Annotated in this window: 18 protein-coding genes; 12 read left to right on the forward strand and 6 right to left on the reverse strand. The window is 73.3% G+C overall.

Annotation, left to right across the window (positions count from 1 at the left end; translation table 11 throughout):
- Positions 1 to 370 precede the first annotated feature (370 nt).
- Entirely contained in the window at positions 371 to 1,171 is an 801-nt protein-coding gene (locus KO717_RS35650; protein ID WP_301373827.1) for a class I SAM-dependent methyltransferase, read from the forward strand.
- A gap of 10 nt (positions 1,172 to 1,181) precedes the next feature.
- Here the strand turns inward: KO717_RS35650 and KO717_RS35655 are convergent, their stop codons facing one another.
- The 3 genes from KO717_RS35655 to KO717_RS35665 form a co-directional block, all read right to left on the reverse strand.
- Positions 1,182 to 2,075 carry a hypothetical protein gene (locus tag KO717_RS35655; RefSeq protein WP_301373829.1) on the reverse strand — a complete coding sequence of 298 codons (894 nt, stop codon included), beginning with the start codon at positions 2,073 to 2,075 and terminating at the stop codon, positions 1,182 to 1,184.
- Entirely contained in the window at positions 2,072 to 2,410 is a 339-nt protein-coding gene (locus KO717_RS35660; RefSeq protein WP_301373830.1) for a PadR family transcriptional regulator, read from the reverse strand. The genes KO717_RS35655 and KO717_RS35660 overlap by 4 nt, the downstream gene beginning before the upstream one ends.
- Positions 2,411 to 2,534: 124 nt before the next feature.
- Positions 2,535 to 3,440, reverse strand: coding sequence for an NADPH-dependent F420 reductase (locus KO717_RS35665; RefSeq protein WP_367401562.1), 906 nt, complete (start codon positions 3,438 to 3,440; stop codon positions 2,535 to 2,537).
- Between the two features lie 24 nt (positions 3,441 to 3,464).
- On the opposite strand from KO717_RS35665, the gene KO717_RS35670 reads away from it, so the two are divergent.
- Entirely contained in the window at positions 3,465 to 3,944 is a 480-nt protein-coding gene (locus tag KO717_RS35670) for a hypothetical protein (RefSeq protein WP_301373832.1), read from the forward strand.
- Between the two features lie 47 nt (positions 3,945 to 3,991).
- Positions 3,992 to 4,699, forward strand: a complete 708-nt coding sequence (locus KO717_RS35675; protein WP_301373834.1) for a GNAT family N-acetyltransferase — start codon at positions 3,992 to 3,994, stop codon at positions 4,697 to 4,699.
- Positions 4,700 to 4,717: 18 nt separating this feature from the next.
- On the opposite strand, the gene KO717_RS35680 is transcribed toward KO717_RS35675, so the two are convergent.
- The gene (locus KO717_RS35680; RefSeq protein ID WP_301373836.1) at positions 4,718 to 5,428 is read right to left on the reverse strand and encodes a hypothetical protein; all 711 of its coding nucleotides are present in this window, start codon (positions 5,426 to 5,428) and stop codon (positions 4,718 to 4,720) included.
- A gap of 95 nt (positions 5,429 to 5,523) precedes the next feature.
- Positions 5,524 to 5,826 carry a putative quinol monooxygenase gene (locus KO717_RS35685; RefSeq protein WP_301373838.1) on the reverse strand — a complete coding sequence of 101 codons (303 nt, stop codon included), beginning with the start codon at positions 5,824 to 5,826 and terminating at the stop codon, positions 5,524 to 5,526.
- A 252-nt stretch (positions 5,827 to 6,078) separates the two neighbouring features.
- Here KO717_RS35685 and KO717_RS35690 point away from each other — a divergent pair, with 252 nt between their 5' ends.
- The 9 genes from KO717_RS35690 to KO717_RS35730 all read left to right on the forward strand — a co-directional run bounded on the left by KO717_RS35690 (position 6,079) and on the right by KO717_RS35730 (position 13,808).
- A complete protein-coding gene (locus KO717_RS35690; RefSeq protein WP_301373840.1) occupies positions 6,079 to 6,957 on the forward strand; it encodes a CAP domain-containing protein in 879 nt (292 codons plus the stop codon).
- 189 nt (positions 6,958 to 7,146) lie between these two features.
- Positions 7,147 to 7,713, forward strand: a complete 567-nt coding sequence (locus KO717_RS35695) for a hypothetical protein (RefSeq protein WP_301373841.1) — start codon at positions 7,147 to 7,149, stop codon at positions 7,711 to 7,713.
- Positions 7,714 to 8,079: 366 nt separating this feature from the next.
- Positions 8,080 to 8,841, forward strand: a complete 762-nt coding sequence (locus KO717_RS35700) for a thioredoxin family protein (RefSeq protein WP_301373843.1) — start codon at positions 8,080 to 8,082, stop codon at positions 8,839 to 8,841.
- Complete coding sequence (locus KO717_RS35705; RefSeq protein WP_301373845.1) at positions 8,838 to 9,485, forward strand: TlpA family protein disulfide reductase; 648 nt, start codon at positions 8,838 to 8,840, stop codon at positions 9,483 to 9,485. The genes KO717_RS35700 and KO717_RS35705 overlap by 4 nt, the downstream gene beginning before the upstream one ends.
- Positions 9,482 to 10,258, forward strand: a complete 777-nt coding sequence (locus KO717_RS35710) for a cytochrome c biogenesis CcdA family protein (RefSeq protein WP_301373847.1) — start codon at positions 9,482 to 9,484, stop codon at positions 10,256 to 10,258. Before KO717_RS35705 ends, KO717_RS35710 begins: the two co-directional genes overlap by 4 nt.
- A gap of 76 nt (positions 10,259 to 10,334) precedes the next feature.
- A complete protein-coding gene (locus KO717_RS35715; RefSeq protein ID WP_301373849.1) occupies positions 10,335 to 10,922 on the forward strand; it encodes a hypothetical protein in 588 nt (195 codons plus the stop codon).
- Positions 10,923 to 10,996: 74 nt separating this feature from the next.
- The gene (locus KO717_RS35720; RefSeq protein WP_301373850.1) at positions 10,997 to 11,728 is read left to right on the forward strand and encodes a response regulator transcription factor; all 732 of its coding nucleotides are present in this window, start codon (positions 10,997 to 10,999) and stop codon (positions 11,726 to 11,728) included.
- Positions 11,725 to 13,137 carry a sensor histidine kinase gene (locus KO717_RS35725; RefSeq protein WP_301373851.1) on the forward strand — a complete coding sequence of 471 codons (1,413 nt, stop codon included), beginning with the start codon at positions 11,725 to 11,727 and terminating at the stop codon, positions 13,135 to 13,137. The genes KO717_RS35720 and KO717_RS35725 overlap by 4 nt, the downstream gene beginning before the upstream one ends.
- An 83-nt stretch (positions 13,138 to 13,220) precedes the next feature.
- Positions 13,221 to 13,808, forward strand: coding sequence for a GNAT family N-acetyltransferase (locus KO717_RS35730; protein ID WP_301373853.1), 588 nt, complete (start codon positions 13,221 to 13,223; stop codon positions 13,806 to 13,808).
- Between the two features lie 74 nt (positions 13,809 to 13,882).
- Here the strand turns inward: KO717_RS35730 and KO717_RS35735 are convergent, their stop codons facing one another.
- On the reverse strand, positions 13,883 to 14,365 hold the full coding sequence (locus tag KO717_RS35735; RefSeq protein WP_301373855.1) for a hypothetical protein: 483 nt from the start codon (positions 14,363 to 14,365) through the stop codon (positions 13,883 to 13,885).
- Between the last annotated feature and the right edge of the window lie 51 nt (positions 14,366 to 14,416).

Raw genomic sequence — 14,416 nt, forward strand, 5'->3', positions numbered from 1 at the left:
CCGCCTCGCGCCGGTCGGGACCGATGAGGCGGGACGCCTCGTCACTTCATGCTGACGGCTGTCCGGCCGGCGGCCTTGTCGCGGCCGGCCGCGATGGCCCGAGGCGTGGCTGACGAGGCATCACGCCCCTGGGCGGGCGCGTTGCGTGGACCGGCGGCCCGCCGAGTGGCAATCTGGGCGATATCGCCGCAAATATCCACGTTCCTGAACTGTTCGTGCGTGCGCCGTGCCGCGCCTTCTGCTTCCCAGGGCAGTCCAGTGGTTTGTATATGTCGGTCACCGGCATATGGTGGGGTCTGAAGATCCTTCCCGGCGGCAGCCGCTCCTGCCTGCCGCCGGGGATTCACGTTGCGATGGAGACGGAGTGCTCATGGCCACCAGGAAGAACCTCACCGCGAACCGGGAATCCCTCGTCCACAAGGTCCGCTACGCCGCGAGCCGTCCGCACCGCATCGCCCCGTACCTGAAGCGGGCCGCCCGCGACCGCTGGCTGGCCTTCAAGCACCCCGACCACGTCAGCTACTACCGGGCCGTGATGGCCTCGGACACCCGCCGCAACCCCGAGGCCGCGGTCGGCAGCCAGACCCACGAACGCTGGCTCGCGCTCGGGCAGATGCAGTTCGACTACCTCCTCGGGCACGGACTGAAGCCCGGGGCGCGCATGCTGGACATCGGCTGCGGCAACCTCCGCGCCGGCTGGCGGTTCATCGACTACCTCGACGCGGGCCACTACTACGGCATCGACATCTCGCCCGACATCCTCATCGCCGCGAAGCGGACCCTGACCGAGCGGGGGCTCCAGGCCAAGGTCCCGCATCTGACCCTCACCAGGAACCTGACGCTGGACTTCCTGCCCGACGGCTACTTCGACGTCGTCCACGCTCACAGCGTCTTCTCGCACTCGCCGATCGACGTCATCGACGAGTGCTTCGCCCATGTGGGCCGGGTGCTCGCGCCCGGGGGTCACTTCGACTTCACCTTCGACCGCACCACCGGCACCGAACACCAGGTGCTGCGCGAGGACTTCTACTACCGCACCCAGACCCTCGTCGACCTCGCCGCCGGGCACGGGCTGTCCGCGCGCTTCATGGAGGACTGGGAGGAACTCGGCCACGGCCAGTCCAAGATCCGCGTCAGCGCCGCCGGATCCGGCGTGGATGCGGAGGTCTGACTCCGTCGGTTCAGACCCGACCGGCCGTGTCCGCGTGCCTGCGGCGCCACCGGCGCACGGCCAGGCCGGTGGACGCGAGCAGGACCAGGCACGGCAGCGCGGTGTCCTCGCCCACCACCCCCGCGAAGTGGCCCAGAACCAGGAACGGGGCCGCGGCCAGGGCGAACTGACCGGACGTACGGATCCCCGACAGCGCCGGACGGCCGGCCAGGGCCAGGGCGGCCACCACGGTCACGGCGAAGCGCCACAGCACGATCATGCCGAGCCCGCCCGCGTCGAGCAGAGCGAGGAGCACCACGGACAACGGCGCCCAGAGCAGCAGGGCCACCAGCCCCGTCGTGGTCCTGATCCGGCAGGGCGGATGCAGGTCCGGGGGGCAGAGCAGCGGGAGTGCGGCGACCGCCAAGGGCGGGGCCAGGTAGGCCAGGTGCTCCAGCGGCATTTCCAGGGCGCCCGGCAGCACGGCGATGACGAGACACACCGCGCTTCCCGCGACGCCGGCGAACGCGGTCCGCGCACCGGCGGCGAAGCGCCCGCTCAGCGCCATCACGGCGCCGATGAAGGTCAGTACGGAGAAGCCGTTCATCGCATACGCGAGCGGGGTCTCGAAGTCGGGGCGACCGGTGACGTACGCGCGGTTGAGGGCCGAGGCGAGCAGGAAAGCGGCATGGGCGCCCGTGGCGGCCAGCGCGAAGGGCGCCGCCGCCGCGAAGAGGCGCCCGCCGCGCTGCGCCGAACCCACCCCCAGGCGAAGCCGCAGCGCGTGCGCCGCGATGTCCCCGGCTTCCCGCAGCCGGGTGAGCGGCCCGGCGCCCTCGGTCGCCTCCCGGTAGGCCTCGGATATCTCGTCGCCGAAGGCACGGCGGAAACCGGCCGGGTACAGGCGCAGCAGACGGCGGTTCACGCCGTAGCCGTCCTGCCGGAGATGCCCAGGCGGCGCGCCGCCTCGCGTGCGGTGGCGGCGATCCGCTCCGCCTCGGCGGCCAGGCTCTGCCGGCCTTCGGCGGTGAGGCTGTAGGTGCGGCGCAGCCGGCTGTCGACGATCTGCTCCTCGTGGACCTCGATCAGCCCCTGACCCAGCAGCCGCTCCAGGGCCCCGTACAGGGTGCCGGTCCGCATCTTGACGCGCCCGCCCGAGATCAGTTCCACCTCGCGCGCGATCGCGTACCCGTGGCGGGGCTCGTCCGCGAGCGCGGTCAGGAGGAGGAGGGTCGGTTCCTGCATCGCACGATCACTCATGTCTGCATGGTAGGTCACCCACCGGCATATGCCGCCCAGTAGGGCGCATGCCGGGTCTTCGGGGGTCGCTCTCCGCCGCGGCTCGGCGCAGAGCGACCCCCGTGACCGGGACCCGCGGTGCCGGTCAGCCGCGGAAGGATTCCGGGCGGGTCGGCGAGGCCTCGGCGAGGGCCTTGGTGACCGCGTCGACCCCTTCCCGCAGGCCGTAGACGGGGGTGTCGGGCTGCTGGCGCCAGGAGTCGTCGAGGCCGCCCGCGTCGACCGTGTCGAAGCCGAGCTCCTCGATCAGGGCGCGTACGGCCTTCTTCGCCGCGGCGTCGTCGCCCGCGACGGGCAGCGCCATCCGGTCCGTGGCGCCCGCCGGGCGGTGCCGGTCGAGGATGTCCTGGGCATAGGTGCCGTTGAAGGCCTTGATGACGGGGTGTCCGAGGTGCCGCTCGGTCCACCGGCTCTCGGTGAGCCCCTCGTCCTCGACGCCTGCGATCCGGCCGTCGCGCTGGCGCGGGTAGTAGTTTCCGGTGTCGATGACCGCGAAGCCCTCGGCCGCCTCGTCGAAGAGGCCCGCCGGCAGGTCCGGCACCTTCTTGAAGGGGATCGTGACCACGACGATCTCGGCGCCGCGCGCCGCCTGCGCCACGGTGACGGGGGTGGCGCCGGTCTCCTCGGCCAGAGCGGCCAGGGTCTCGGGGCCGCGCGAGTTCGCCACGGAGACGTCGTGGCCGAGGGCCGTGAGCCGACGGGTGAGGTTGCCGCCGATGTTGCCCGCGCCGATGATGCCGATCTTCATGAGCTCTCCAGTGCATCCGGGATCAGTGTCGCGTCCGCACCAACCCCCGCCCCGGGTACGGCATTCCGCCCCACGGCGGTCGTCGCCCGGCCGGGCGATGCGATCGCGCCGCCGTACGAGGCCGTTCGGCACGCCGGCCCGGCCGCTGACGGGCCCGATACGGCCGGAGGCGTGACTTTTCGGCCATTTCTCGCATTCCGTGAAACCGGACAGGACCCGGGCCGCGTCGGTCGGTGCAGCCACTCAGCACGAGGAAAGGCTCAGCAGATGTCCAAGCTCTCGGCCGGCCGAACCGCCTCCCTCACCCTCGCGGCCACCGCCGTACTCACCCTCGCCCTCGTCACCGGCGCCTCCGCGAACGGACCGGCGGCGGGGGAGGCGCCGCAGGCCGCCGCCCCGGCCCCGTCCGTCTCGGGCAGCCCGGAGGGCGCCTTCACCCGGATCGCCGACTTCTACGGCTCCTACATCGACGCGGTGTACGACGGCGACGGGCCCACCGCGGACCGCCTGCGCGCCTTCTACCTCTCGGAGCCGCTCCAGGCGGAGTTGAGGAGGTGGGAGGAGGCGAACCACGCGGACGGCGTGCTCCGCGCGCAGAACGTGCCGCTCAAGTGGAAGGTCACCTCCACCGGGAGCGGAACGGGACGGACGAACGCCACCGTCACGCTGACCTGGGGCAGCGACACGACGAAGGTCTTCGTCCAGGCCGACCTGGCCACCCGCAAGATCGTCTCCATCCGGGACTGACCGACCCCTGCGGCGGCGGGCGCGCGGGGGCCGCATACAGTTCCCGCGTGAGGAGACCGATGATCCGGGGCCTGGGGCCGCGCCGCCCGCAGCCCGCGCCTGTCCGGTGCGGCGACGGCCGCCACGCCCTGCGGACCGGGCGGCTGGTCCTGCACACCCCCCGCGACTTCCTGGACGTGGAGATGGGCGCCGCCGCCGGGGCCGACGCCGACGCACAGCGCTGGTTCGGCTGGATCCCCGACTCGATCGTCACCCCCGAGACCGCCACGCATCTCCTCGGCATCCACGACGGCAACCGTGCCGAGCGGCTGCGGGCCTTCCCCAAAGCGGTCCGGCGGGAGCTGATACAGCCGGTGGTGCTCCCCGGCCCGGCCGAGGAGCAGCGGCTGCTCGCCGTCGACCCGGCCACGGGCCTGGTGGCCGGGATGAGTTCGCTCACCCCGGACCGCCACGGGGCCATCGGCATCTGGCTCGCCCCGGCCTTCCGCGGCCGGGGTCTGGGCACCGAACTCGTGGCGGCGACCGCCCGGTTCGGCCACGAGCACCTGGGCCTGGATTCGGTGCGGGCCGGTACCGAGAGCTCCAACCACCGTTGCCGGGGGGCCCTGAGCGCCGCGGGGTTCGTCCCGGACGACGGCCCCGCCCTGCACACGCTTCCCGACGGCAGGGTCGTCGACTCCGCCTGGTACCGGCACGAGGCGGCCGGCACCGCCCGCTGCCCCGCCGTTCCGGAGGGGGCGGTCATCCGGGCGTGAGCGTGGCCACCCCGCGGGTCAGGAGATCGCGTACCACTGGCTGGCCCAGCCGGTGTTGATGGTGCTCGTGGACTGCTCGGCGAGGTTCACGGTGGGCGGCAGCGAGGTCTGACCGGTCAGCAGGGTGCTGTACCGGAGGTTCGGCGGCGTCAGACCCGCGTTGACCGAGATGCCGGCGCCCGTGGACTTCAAGGTGAGGCCGTTGGTCGCCCAAGTGCCGTTGAGCAGCAGCGCGATGAAGTAGGTCCCGGGAGCGGCGGTGAACGGCTTGCCGAGGGCGAACGGCTTGGCGATCGCGTCGGTCATCAGCTGGGGGGAGATGTCCGGGGTGGCTCCGACGAGGGCACCCTTGGCGTCGTACACGCCGAGATAGCAGTTGGCGAGCTGGGCGTTCGGGTCGATGCCGGCCAGGCCCAGCCACACGTTCGACCAGGTGATCTGCTCGCGCAGGACGATCCGTACGAGGGTGACCCGACCGCCGACCCCGGCCGACGTCTGGGCGGTGACGTGCCCCGCGTCATTGGGATCCCCGGTCCACGCCAGCAGGTTCTGGTCCTGCGGCCGGGGTCCCTCGAAGCCGGACCCGCCGCCGCTCTGCGCGGGCACGGAGGCCACGGAGCTCGACGCCGCGGGCCGGCTGTCTCCCGGCGCCGTACAGCCGGTGAGGACGAGCAGCGCGGCGAGCGCGGTCACGAGACCGGTCGTGGCGGTGGTGGTGCGGGTGCGCATGGTCCCCCCATGAGGTGCGGATCTGTCGACGGACATGATCACACGCCGCCGCTGCGCGCCCGCCCCGCCCGCGGCGGAGCCGCGAGGGTGCCCGGTCAGGCCAGGGGGTCGGCGACGAGCCGGATGACCTCCGCCGGTCCCGCCCGGAACGCGGGGCTCGCCGCGTCGGCCTCGATCATGTGCGGTGTGGCGTCATGGGCGGCGAGCGCCGCCTGCGACGACCACCGCTCGATGAGGACGAAGCGGTCGGGTTCACCGCTCACCTGGTGCAGGTCGTACCGGAGGCATCCCGCTTCGGCCCGCACGACCGGGGCGAGGCGTTCGAACGCCGCGACCTGTTCCCGGCCGCGGCCCGGAAGGGTGTTGATGAGGATGACGAGTTGCACGGGCTGTGACATGCGCCGAACTCTACGCACGCGCCCTCGGCGCGGGTTCGCCGAGGGTGCGCCGGTGTTCGCCGGGGCTTCGGCGAGGCTTCGGCGGGTCCGTATCGACCCAATGGCCGTAGATGACCCGGCTCGTCCCCTGAACCGACCCTGCGGGCTTCCTTAAGGGAACTTGAAGAACCCCTCCAGCGGGCGGATTTCACTGATCGCAACCCTAGGCTCGGTCGCACCCCACCCCCTTTCCCTCTGTGAGGTGCTACAGGCATGAGCAGCCGAACTCCCGCAACGCCGTCCCGCGTCGAGGCGCGGCGGAAGAAGGCGATGCGCACGCGCGTCGTCCTGTCTCTCACCGCGGCCGCCGCGGCGGTGGCGGTCGGCGTCGCCGTCGCCGATTCCGGCGGCGGTACGCAGGTGGACCAGCGGGCCGACGGCGCCACCGGGGCGAAGTCCGGGACGCCGACCCCGGCGGACACGGCCGCGGCGGCGAGCCCCACCGCTCCGCTTCCCGAGGTCACCGCCGATGCCGCGGCCGCCACGGGCTCGCTGCCGCCCGGGACGCCGACGCCCGAAGGCACGGAGTCCGCGGCTCCGCCGAAGCCCGCGGCGGAGGAGGACGGCCCGGCCAAGTCCACCCCGGCCGGCAAGCCCCCGCGTACGTCCGGTGGGAGCACCGGCGGCGGCTCCGGTACCTCCGGTGGGTCCGGGGGCTCGTCGGGCGGTTCCTCCGGTGGTTCCTCCGGCGGGTCCGGCAGCTCCTCCGGCGACTCCGAATCTGCGGTCCTCGCCCTGGTCAACAAGGAGCGGGCCACGGCCGGCTGCGGCCCCCTGACCGTGAACGCCAAGCTCAGCGCCGCCGCCCGCGCGTACAGCGACACCATGGCCCGCAGCGGCGTCATGTCCCACACCGGGCCCGACGGCTCCACCATGACCAGCCGCGTGGAGGCCGCCGGCTACGGGTGGTCCCGCCTCGGCGAGAACATAGCCCGCGGCCAGTCGGACGCCGACGCGGTCATGAAGGCGTGGATGAACAGCTCCGGCCACCGGGCCAACATCCTCAACTGCTCCTTCAAGGAGATCGGCATAGGCGTCCACAAGGGCGACGGCGGCCCGTGGTGGACCCAGGACTTCGGTACGTCCAAGTAGGAACGTTTCCCCCGCCCCGCACACCGGCCACCTCCCACCGGCTGCCGGGGCGCACACGTCCTCCGACCCGTACGCGGGTCGGAGGACGTCCGTGCGTGTGGCCATGGCACCGCCGGGAGGCGGCGTTCCGTCGCGCCGATGCAGGGGAGCCGGTGACGCGCCGCCCGGCCCGTCGGCCACTATGGGGCCGTGCCTCGATTTCCGCGCTACCTGTTCATATGGCTGTCGTGCACGGCCGCCAGCGTGACGGCCGTGCTCGCCACGGTCCAGTTCGTGGTCGGCTCCACCCGCCATACGCCCCCGGTGGCCCGGTCCGCCCCCATGGTCTTCGGCTCGCCCCCGGCGTGGCCGGCGGCGCAGGACCCGTCACCGGTCCCGCCGTCCCCGACCGCCTCCGCGTCCCCGAGCCCCTCGCCCACCGTGACCGAGGCTCCGACCCCCGCGGCTCCTTCCTCCCCGCCCGCGAAGCCCTCGCCGGCCGCCCGCACCACCGCACCCAAACCGGGCGTGGACTGCCAGAACGGCGGACCGGGCCTGCACACCGTCCCCTCGCAGGGCGGCAAGGTCACGGTGCGGTACGGGAGCCGTGGCGTGTGTCTGATCTCCGCGGTCCCGAGCCGCGGCTTCAAGGCCACCACGTCACAGACCGACGACGACACCCTGACGGTCACGTTCAGCGGCTCGGACCACCGGTCCGTCATCACCGCGACGATCGACCCGGTGGCCAAGGCCAGCGTCCGCGAGACGTCCTTCTGAGAGCCGGCCGGCCGGCCCCGCCGATCGGCCGCCGGCCCGGCCCAGCCGACCCGGCCCCGGCGGCGTGACCGCTTCGGCCGGTCCGCACCGCTCGGTCCCTCCCGATCCCTTTCGCCGGATTCACCTGCCCGTATGCGCTCATCGAACGGGTCGTGGTGAAGCGGAAGGTGAGCTGTTCCTTAGGGGAACCTCAAGATCCCGCGCAGGCGGTTCGCAGGGCCCGCCGCGGTCCTATGCTCACGTCAGCCGACCGGCCTCCGGCGTCCGGGCACACCGCCCCGGCGACCGCGGGTCCGCCGGCTTCACCGAGTCGGGAGGCCTCTCGCCCTTCCCGTAGTTCTCAGCGCGCCTTGGGGTGTCTTCGCCATGACTTCTCGCATACTCCGACCCGTCCGTGCCCGCCACGCCGCGCGGCCCCGCTCCGCCGCTCCCCTGGGTGTCCGGCTGCCGTTCGCCGCCGCGGCCGTCGTCGCGGTGGGCCTGTGCGCCGCCTGCGGGCCGTCCTCCGAGAGCACCGGCTCCGCCTCGCCCACCACCGCCGGACCGTCCACGCAGGTCCTCGCCGCCGCTACGCCGTCGGCCTCCGCGTCCACCGAGGCCTCCCCGAGCGCTTCGGCCTCGCCGTCGGCGTCCGCCACCGCCCAGGCGTCCTCCTCGCCGGCCCCCTCCCGGACCCAGAGCGGTCCGGCCGCCCCCAAGCCGGCCCGTACGTCCGCCGCGCCCGCCCCGGCCCGGGTCCCCGGCCCCGGCTACGACAGCTCGGCCGACGCGCAGAAGCAGATCGACGCCGCACTGGCCGCGGCCAAGGCCGACGGGAGGATGGTGCTGCTCGACTTCGGGGCCAACTGGTGCGGCAACTGCAAGGCCGCCGACAAGGTGTTCGCCCAGCCTCAGACGGCGGCGATCCTCGGAGCCTCGTACCACCTGGTCAAGATCGACATCGGCGGCAACAGCTCCGCCAACTCCGCGCTCCTGCGCAAGTACAGCCCCTCGGGCGGCACCTACACGATGCCCGTACTGATCGTGGTCAACTCGTCCGGCAAGGTGCGCACCGACACCCACGCCACGGGCAACCCCTCCCTCACGGCGGAGGGGATCAACGCCTTCCTGCGCAAGTGGGCCTCGTGAGACCAGCGGACCCGCGCCGGGTCCAGGTGCGCACCGCGGCCCTGGCCGGAGCCGCCCTCGTGGCGGCCGCGGCCGGGTGTGTCTTCGCCGCGGTCGGCACGGTCGCCGCCGACGGTAGCCGCGCGGAGGCGGCGGCCGGACCGGCGACCGCGGCCAGGGCCGTGGTCGCCACCGCGGCCGAGGCCACGGTCATCGACCCCGCCGACCGCCCCGCCGCGCCCGCGCTGGCGGGCGACGACCTCGACGGGAAGCCGGTCGCCCTCGACGACTTCCGCGGGCAGGTCGTCGTGCTCAACGTCTGGGGGTCCTGGTGCGGCCCCTGCCGGGCGGAGGCCGACGACCTGGCACACATCGACCGGCAGACCCGGGACCAGGGCGTCCGGTTCCTCGGGATCAACACCCGCGACCCGGACCGCGCCGCGGCCCTGTCCTTCGTACGCGCGCACGGCCTCGGCTTCCCCAGCCTCCACGACCCCGCCGGCGAGCTCCTGCTCCGCTTTCCCCCCGCCCTCCTCAACCCGCAGGCGATCCCCTCGACCCTCGTGATCGACCGCCGCGGACACATCGCCGTCAGCATCGGCGGCGCGGTCACCGGGGACGAACTGCGCCCGCTGCTCGCCCGCGTGACGGAGGAGGCGTCATGACGGCGGGCCTGGCGCTCGCCGCCGCGGACACCCCCTCCCTCCTCCACGGGACCCTGGCCGTCGCCGCGCCGGTGGCGTTCCTCGCGGGACTCGTCTCCTTCCTCTCACCGTGCGTGCTGCCGCTCGTGCCGGGCTACCTCAGCTACGTGACCAGCCTGTCGGTCTCGGACCTGGCGGAGGCCCGCGGCGGGCGCCGCAGCCGCATGGCGGCCGGCGCGCTGCTCTTCGTCCTCGGTTTCACGGCGGTCCTCGTCTCCGGGGGCGCGCTGTTCGGGTACTTCGGCCGCACCCTGCTGGCCCACCAGGAGGTGGTCACCCAGGTGCTCGGTGTCTTCACCGTGCTGATGGGGCTGTCCTTCATGGGGTTCCTGCCGGGATTCACCCAACGGGAGTTCCGCAGCCACCGGCGTCCCGCCCTCGGGCTGGCCGGAGCCCCCGTGCTGGGCGCCGTGTTCGCGGTCGGCTGGACCCCGTGCATCGGCCCGACGCTGGCCGCCGTACAGGCGCTGGCCTGGAGCGAGGCCAGCGCGGCCCGCGGGGCGCTGCTGATGGCGGCGTACTGCCTCGGCCTGGGACTGCCGTTCGTCCTGGCGGCGCTGGCCTTCCGGCGGGCCCTGGGCGCCTTCGGCCTGGTCAAACGCCACTACCCCTGGGTCCTGCGGATCGGCGGCGGGATGCTCGTGCTCGTCGGCGTCCTGCTGGCCACCGGGGTGTGGAACGACCTGGTGTACCGGCTGCAGTTGTGGAGCGCGGACTTCACCACCGCCGTGTGAGCGGTCCCCCCGGCGGCCCGCCCCGAAGACCCGAGAACCGATTCGTTTTCCCGACACAAGAGGCACGGACACCCAGATGAACGTTTTCCCGCTCAAGAGGCGTACCCGGACGGCCCGGACCGCGGTCGCCCTCCTCTCCCTGGCCGCGCTCACGGCCTGCGGCGACCAGTCCGCCGAGGACGCCGCCGGCGCCGCGGCCGCCGCCGCACCGCAGCCCACCACCACCAGCTTCACCGAGAACGGAGTCACCGTCACCCTCTCGGTGGCCGACTGGCACGCGGCGAAGGGCACGCTGACGGCCGTCTTCACCCCCGAGAAGAAGGGCTTCCACCTGTACAGCACCGAACTGCCGCTCACCGGCGTGGAAGGCGTGGGACGGCCGACCGCGGTGGACGTCACCGGGGTCCTCAAGACCGACGGGAAACTGACCGCCGCCGCCACCGTACGGAACATCAGCGTGCCCGGCGTCGACGCCCCGATGCCCGTCTACCCTGACGGCCCCGTCACCACCACCCTGCCCATCCGCGCCGACGGCAACGGGGAGGCGACGGTGCTGCTCGGCTACGCGAGCTGCAGCGCGAAGGAGGGCTGCACCATTCCGGTCGCCGACCACCCCGTACACCTGCGCCTCACCGACGGCGGCCCCACGTTCGACACCCACTAGGGGGCGGTCTTGCCGGTCAGGCCGGCAAGACGCCCCCTGGAACGGTGCGCGGACCGAACCCCTAAGGTGTGCCCATGCCCAGCGTCCTGGTCGTGGAAGACGACCCCAGCATCCGCCAGTCACTCATCGAGGTCCTGGCGGAGCACGGGTATGCCGTACGCAGCGTGGGCGACGGATTCGGCGCCCTGCGCGAGGTCACCCAGACTCCCGTCGACGCCGTCGTCCTCGACCTCGGCCTGCCCGATCTGGACGGGGGAGACGCACTGCGCATGATCCGGGGCATATCCTCCGTCCCCGTCCTGGTGGCCACCGCCCGCGACGACGAGACCGAAATCATCAAACTCCTCAACGCCGGCGCCGACGACTACCTGGTCAAGCCCTTCTCCGGAGGACAGCTCATAGCCCGCCTCTCCGCCGTCCTGCGGCGCACCAGCCACGTGCCCCCCGCGGGCGCCGCCCACGCCGGCCCGGGGGCACGGCCGGCACCGGCCGCCGACCCGCTGGGCGCCACCACCGTGGGCGAGCTGGCGGTCGACCCCGGGGCGCGTACCGCGTACCTGGCCGGCCGGGAGCTCCACCTCACCCGGCGGGAGTTCGACCTGCTGGCCTTCCTCGCCCACCACACCGGCCAGGTCGTCTCCAAGCGCCGGCTGCTGACCGAGGTCTGGCGCGAGCCGTACGTCGACGACCAGACCGTCGACGTGCACCTGTCGTCGCTGCGCCGCAAGCTCGGCGAACGCGCGGCGGCGCCGCGCTACCTGCTGACGGTCCGCGGCGTCGGCATCAAACTGGTGGCCCCGCGGTGAGACGCTCACTGGCGGGAGTCGCGCTCGCCGTGACGTCCATGGTCGCCCTGTCCTTCCTCATACCCCTGGGCGCACTGGTGATGTCGCTGGTCAAGGAGCAGAGCGTCACCGCGGCCGAGCAGCGCGCCGCAGCCCTCGCACCCGTCCTCACCCTCACCACGGATCCGTCCGCGCTGCGGGAATCCGCCGCCGGACTCGACGAGGCCGAGCACCTCGTCATCCATCTCCCCGACGCCCAGAGCATCGGCGACTCCCAGGCCCCCGTGAAACTGCTCGAACGGGCCCAGCAGGGACGCGAGTCCATCTCCCAGAAGACTCCCGGCGGATGGATATGCCTGCAACCCGTGGTGCTCCCCGGTGACCGGGTCGCCGTCATCGAGAACTTCGTCCCCGACGAGGAACTCACCCGCGGGGTCAAGTCCTCCTGGGCGGTCATGCTCCTGCTCGCGGTCGGCCTGGTCGGCGGCTCGGTGCTGGTCGCCGACCGGCTCGGAGCCAAGGTCGTCCGGTCCTCCAAGAAGCTCGCCCAGGCCTCGCACACCCTCGGCCAGGGCAATCTGGACACCCGGGTGGAGCCCATGGGCCCCAAGGAACTGCGCGACGCCGGCGTCGCCTTCAACGCCATGGCCCACCGCATGACGGAACTGCTCGCCATCGAGCGCGAACTGGTCGCCGACCTGTCCCACCGGCTGCGCACCCCGCTGACCGCCCTGCACCTCGCATCGGAGCGGATGGCCGGCACACCGGAGTCGGCCAGGGTGGAGGCGGCGGTGCACGCGCTGGAGTCGGAACTCCAGGCCATCATCACCGCGGCGCGGACACCGCTCGCCGTCGGCCCGATGGGCCACGGCATGCGCAGCGCGGAAACGAGCACGGGCCGGCAGGCGACCGGAACGGGGCCGTCGTCCGAGTGCCCCCGGTGCGAGGCCGCCGATGTCGTGCGGCGCCGGACCGCCTTCTGGGCGGTCCTGGCGGAGCAGCAGAACCGCCCCTGCTCCCTCGACCTCACCCAGGAGCCCACGGCCGTCGGCCTCAGTGACGACGACGTCGCCGCGGTGGTGGACGCGCTCATCGGCAACGTCTTCAGCCACACTCCGCCCGGCACCGCGTTCGGGGTACGCGTCGCCCGTACCGCCCAGGCCGTGGAACTGGTGGTGGAGGATTCCGGACCGGGCATCCCGGAACCGGACCGGGCCCTTTCCCGCGGGAGCAGCACGGGCTCCTCCGGGCTCGGCCTCGACATCGCCCGCAGGGCGGCGGCCGTCACCGGCGGCACGATGCGCATCGCGCACGGCCCGCAGGGAGGCGCGCACATCACCGTGGTCTTCGCCCTGGCACCGCCCCTGCGGCCCGAGCGCGGGCCGCGCGGCTCACGCAGGCGTGCGCGATGGTGGCCGCACAAGCGGTGACCGCCGCACCAGCGGTGACCGCGCACGGTCCGCCGGGCCCATGGCGAGGGGGCGAGCCGCGTGAGCTGTGGCAGGATGCCGCGATGATCTTCAGCTCGCCGATACCGCATGTCGTTCCCGCAGGCCGGATGGCCCGCTCCGACCAGCCCGTGCTCGCGCTGGCGGGCGGGTGGGAGCTGCGTCCCTGGCACGCCGATGACGCCGCGGCCTTGTACGCCGCCGGCCAGGACGAGGCCGTTCGCCTCTGGAACCGCCTGCCGGTGAACTCCCCGGAGGAGGCGCGTCAGAGGATCGAGCGCATGCACCGGCGGTGGCAGGCCGAGCGCGCCGCGATCTGGGCCGTCGCCCGGCCGGGCGGCGAGGCCATGGGCCTGATCGGCTGGAACGACGTCGACCTGCAGGGCGGCAGCGCCGAGATCGTCTACTGGCTGCTTCCCGCGGCACGTGGCGGGGGCATTGCGGCCGAGGCGACACGGCGGGTCGGCCGATGGGCACTGGACGATCTCGGCCTGCACCGACTGCGGTTGTGCCACTCGGTGGCGAACCCGGCATCGTGCCGCGTGGCGGACAAGGCCGGATACACCTTCGAGGGCACCATGCGCGGCGCACTGCTGCACGCGGACGGATGGCACGACCAGCACCTGCACGCCCTGGTCAGGGGCGATGTCTGATTTTGCGGCGAGCAGCCACCGCGGGGGGTGCGGCGGCGGCCCGGCACATCGTCCCCGAGGTCACGCCTGCGCTCCTACGGCACCCCACCGGCAGCGCCCCGCCCGGGCCGCGGCTGCTGTACGAGGCGAAGGACGGGATCGATCTCCGCCAGGGCCCCGTGCAGCTGACGGGCCCCCAGGGCGGTGCGAGCATCGCCGTCCTGCGCCAGCTCCTCGCAGAGTCGCAGCGCCTCGTCCAGGTCCGCGGAGAAGATGCTGAACACGTCGATGACCGCGGTGTGGATCCAGTCGCCGTGGTTCTGGCCGGCCACCGCCAGCGCGGACGCGACGATCGACAACCCTGCCCTGTCCTTGCGCCGGAGCAGGCACTGTGCGGTGCGCCGGGTGACGAAGGTGTCGCCCCTGTCGAGCACGAGCTCCAGCAGGGGGCCGCGTGCCTCCGGCATCTCGGCGAATCCTGCCAGGCCGGCCCCGGCATCCGCCCGGTCGCTCCAGTGGTCGCTCCGCCCGAGTTCGACGAGCGCCGTCACCGCCGCGCGCCGCAGGTCACTGCTCACGTGCCCCCACCCACCTCTCCCGTGACACCGGGCCGGAACAGCACCGAGGTC

It is taken from the genome of Streptomyces xanthophaeus (assembly GCF_030440515.1).
GTDB lineage: Bacteria > Actinomycetota > Actinomycetes > Streptomycetales > Streptomycetaceae > Streptomyces > Streptomyces kutzneri.

Bases quoted from the DNA above. Each gene is read 5' to 3' on its own strand.
- KO717_RS35730 (WP_301373853.1), top strand. From the start codon at position 13,221: ATGATCTTCAGCTCGCCGATACCGCATGTCGTTCCCGCAGGCCGGATG.
- KO717_RS35700 (WP_301373843.1), top strand. From the start codon at position 8,080: ATGACTTCTCGCATACTCCGACCCGTCCGTGCCCGCCACGCCGCGCGG.
- KO717_RS35715 (WP_301373849.1), top strand. From the start codon at position 10,335: ATGAACGTTTTCCCGCTCAAGAGGCGTACCCGGACGGCCCGGACCGCG.
- KO717_RS35660 (WP_301373830.1), bottom strand. From the start codon at position 2,410: ATGAGTGATCGTGCGATGCAGGAACCGACCCTCCTCCTCCTGACCGCG.
- KO717_RS35685 (WP_301373838.1), bottom strand. From the start codon at position 5,826: ATGTCACAGCCCGTGCAACTCGTCATCCTCATCAACACCCTTCCGGGC.
- KO717_RS35650 (WP_301373827.1), top strand. From the start codon at position 371: ATGGCCACCAGGAAGAACCTCACCGCGAACCGGGAATCCCTCGTCCAC.
- KO717_RS35690 (WP_301373840.1), top strand. From the start codon at position 6,079: ATGAGCAGCCGAACTCCCGCAACGCCGTCCCGCGTCGAGGCGCGGCGG.
- KO717_RS35680 (WP_301373836.1), bottom strand. From the start codon at position 5,428: ATGCGCACCCGCACCACCACCGCCACGACCGGTCTCGTGACCGCGCTC.
- KO717_RS35670 (WP_301373832.1), top strand. From the start codon at position 3,465: ATGTCCAAGCTCTCGGCCGGCCGAACCGCCTCCCTCACCCTCGCGGCC.
- KO717_RS35710 (WP_301373847.1), top strand. From the start codon at position 9,482: ATGACGGCGGGCCTGGCGCTCGCCGCCGCGGACACCCCCTCCCTCCTC.
- KO717_RS35720 (WP_301373850.1), top strand. From the start codon at position 10,997: ATGCCCAGCGTCCTGGTCGTGGAAGACGACCCCAGCATCCGCCAGTCA.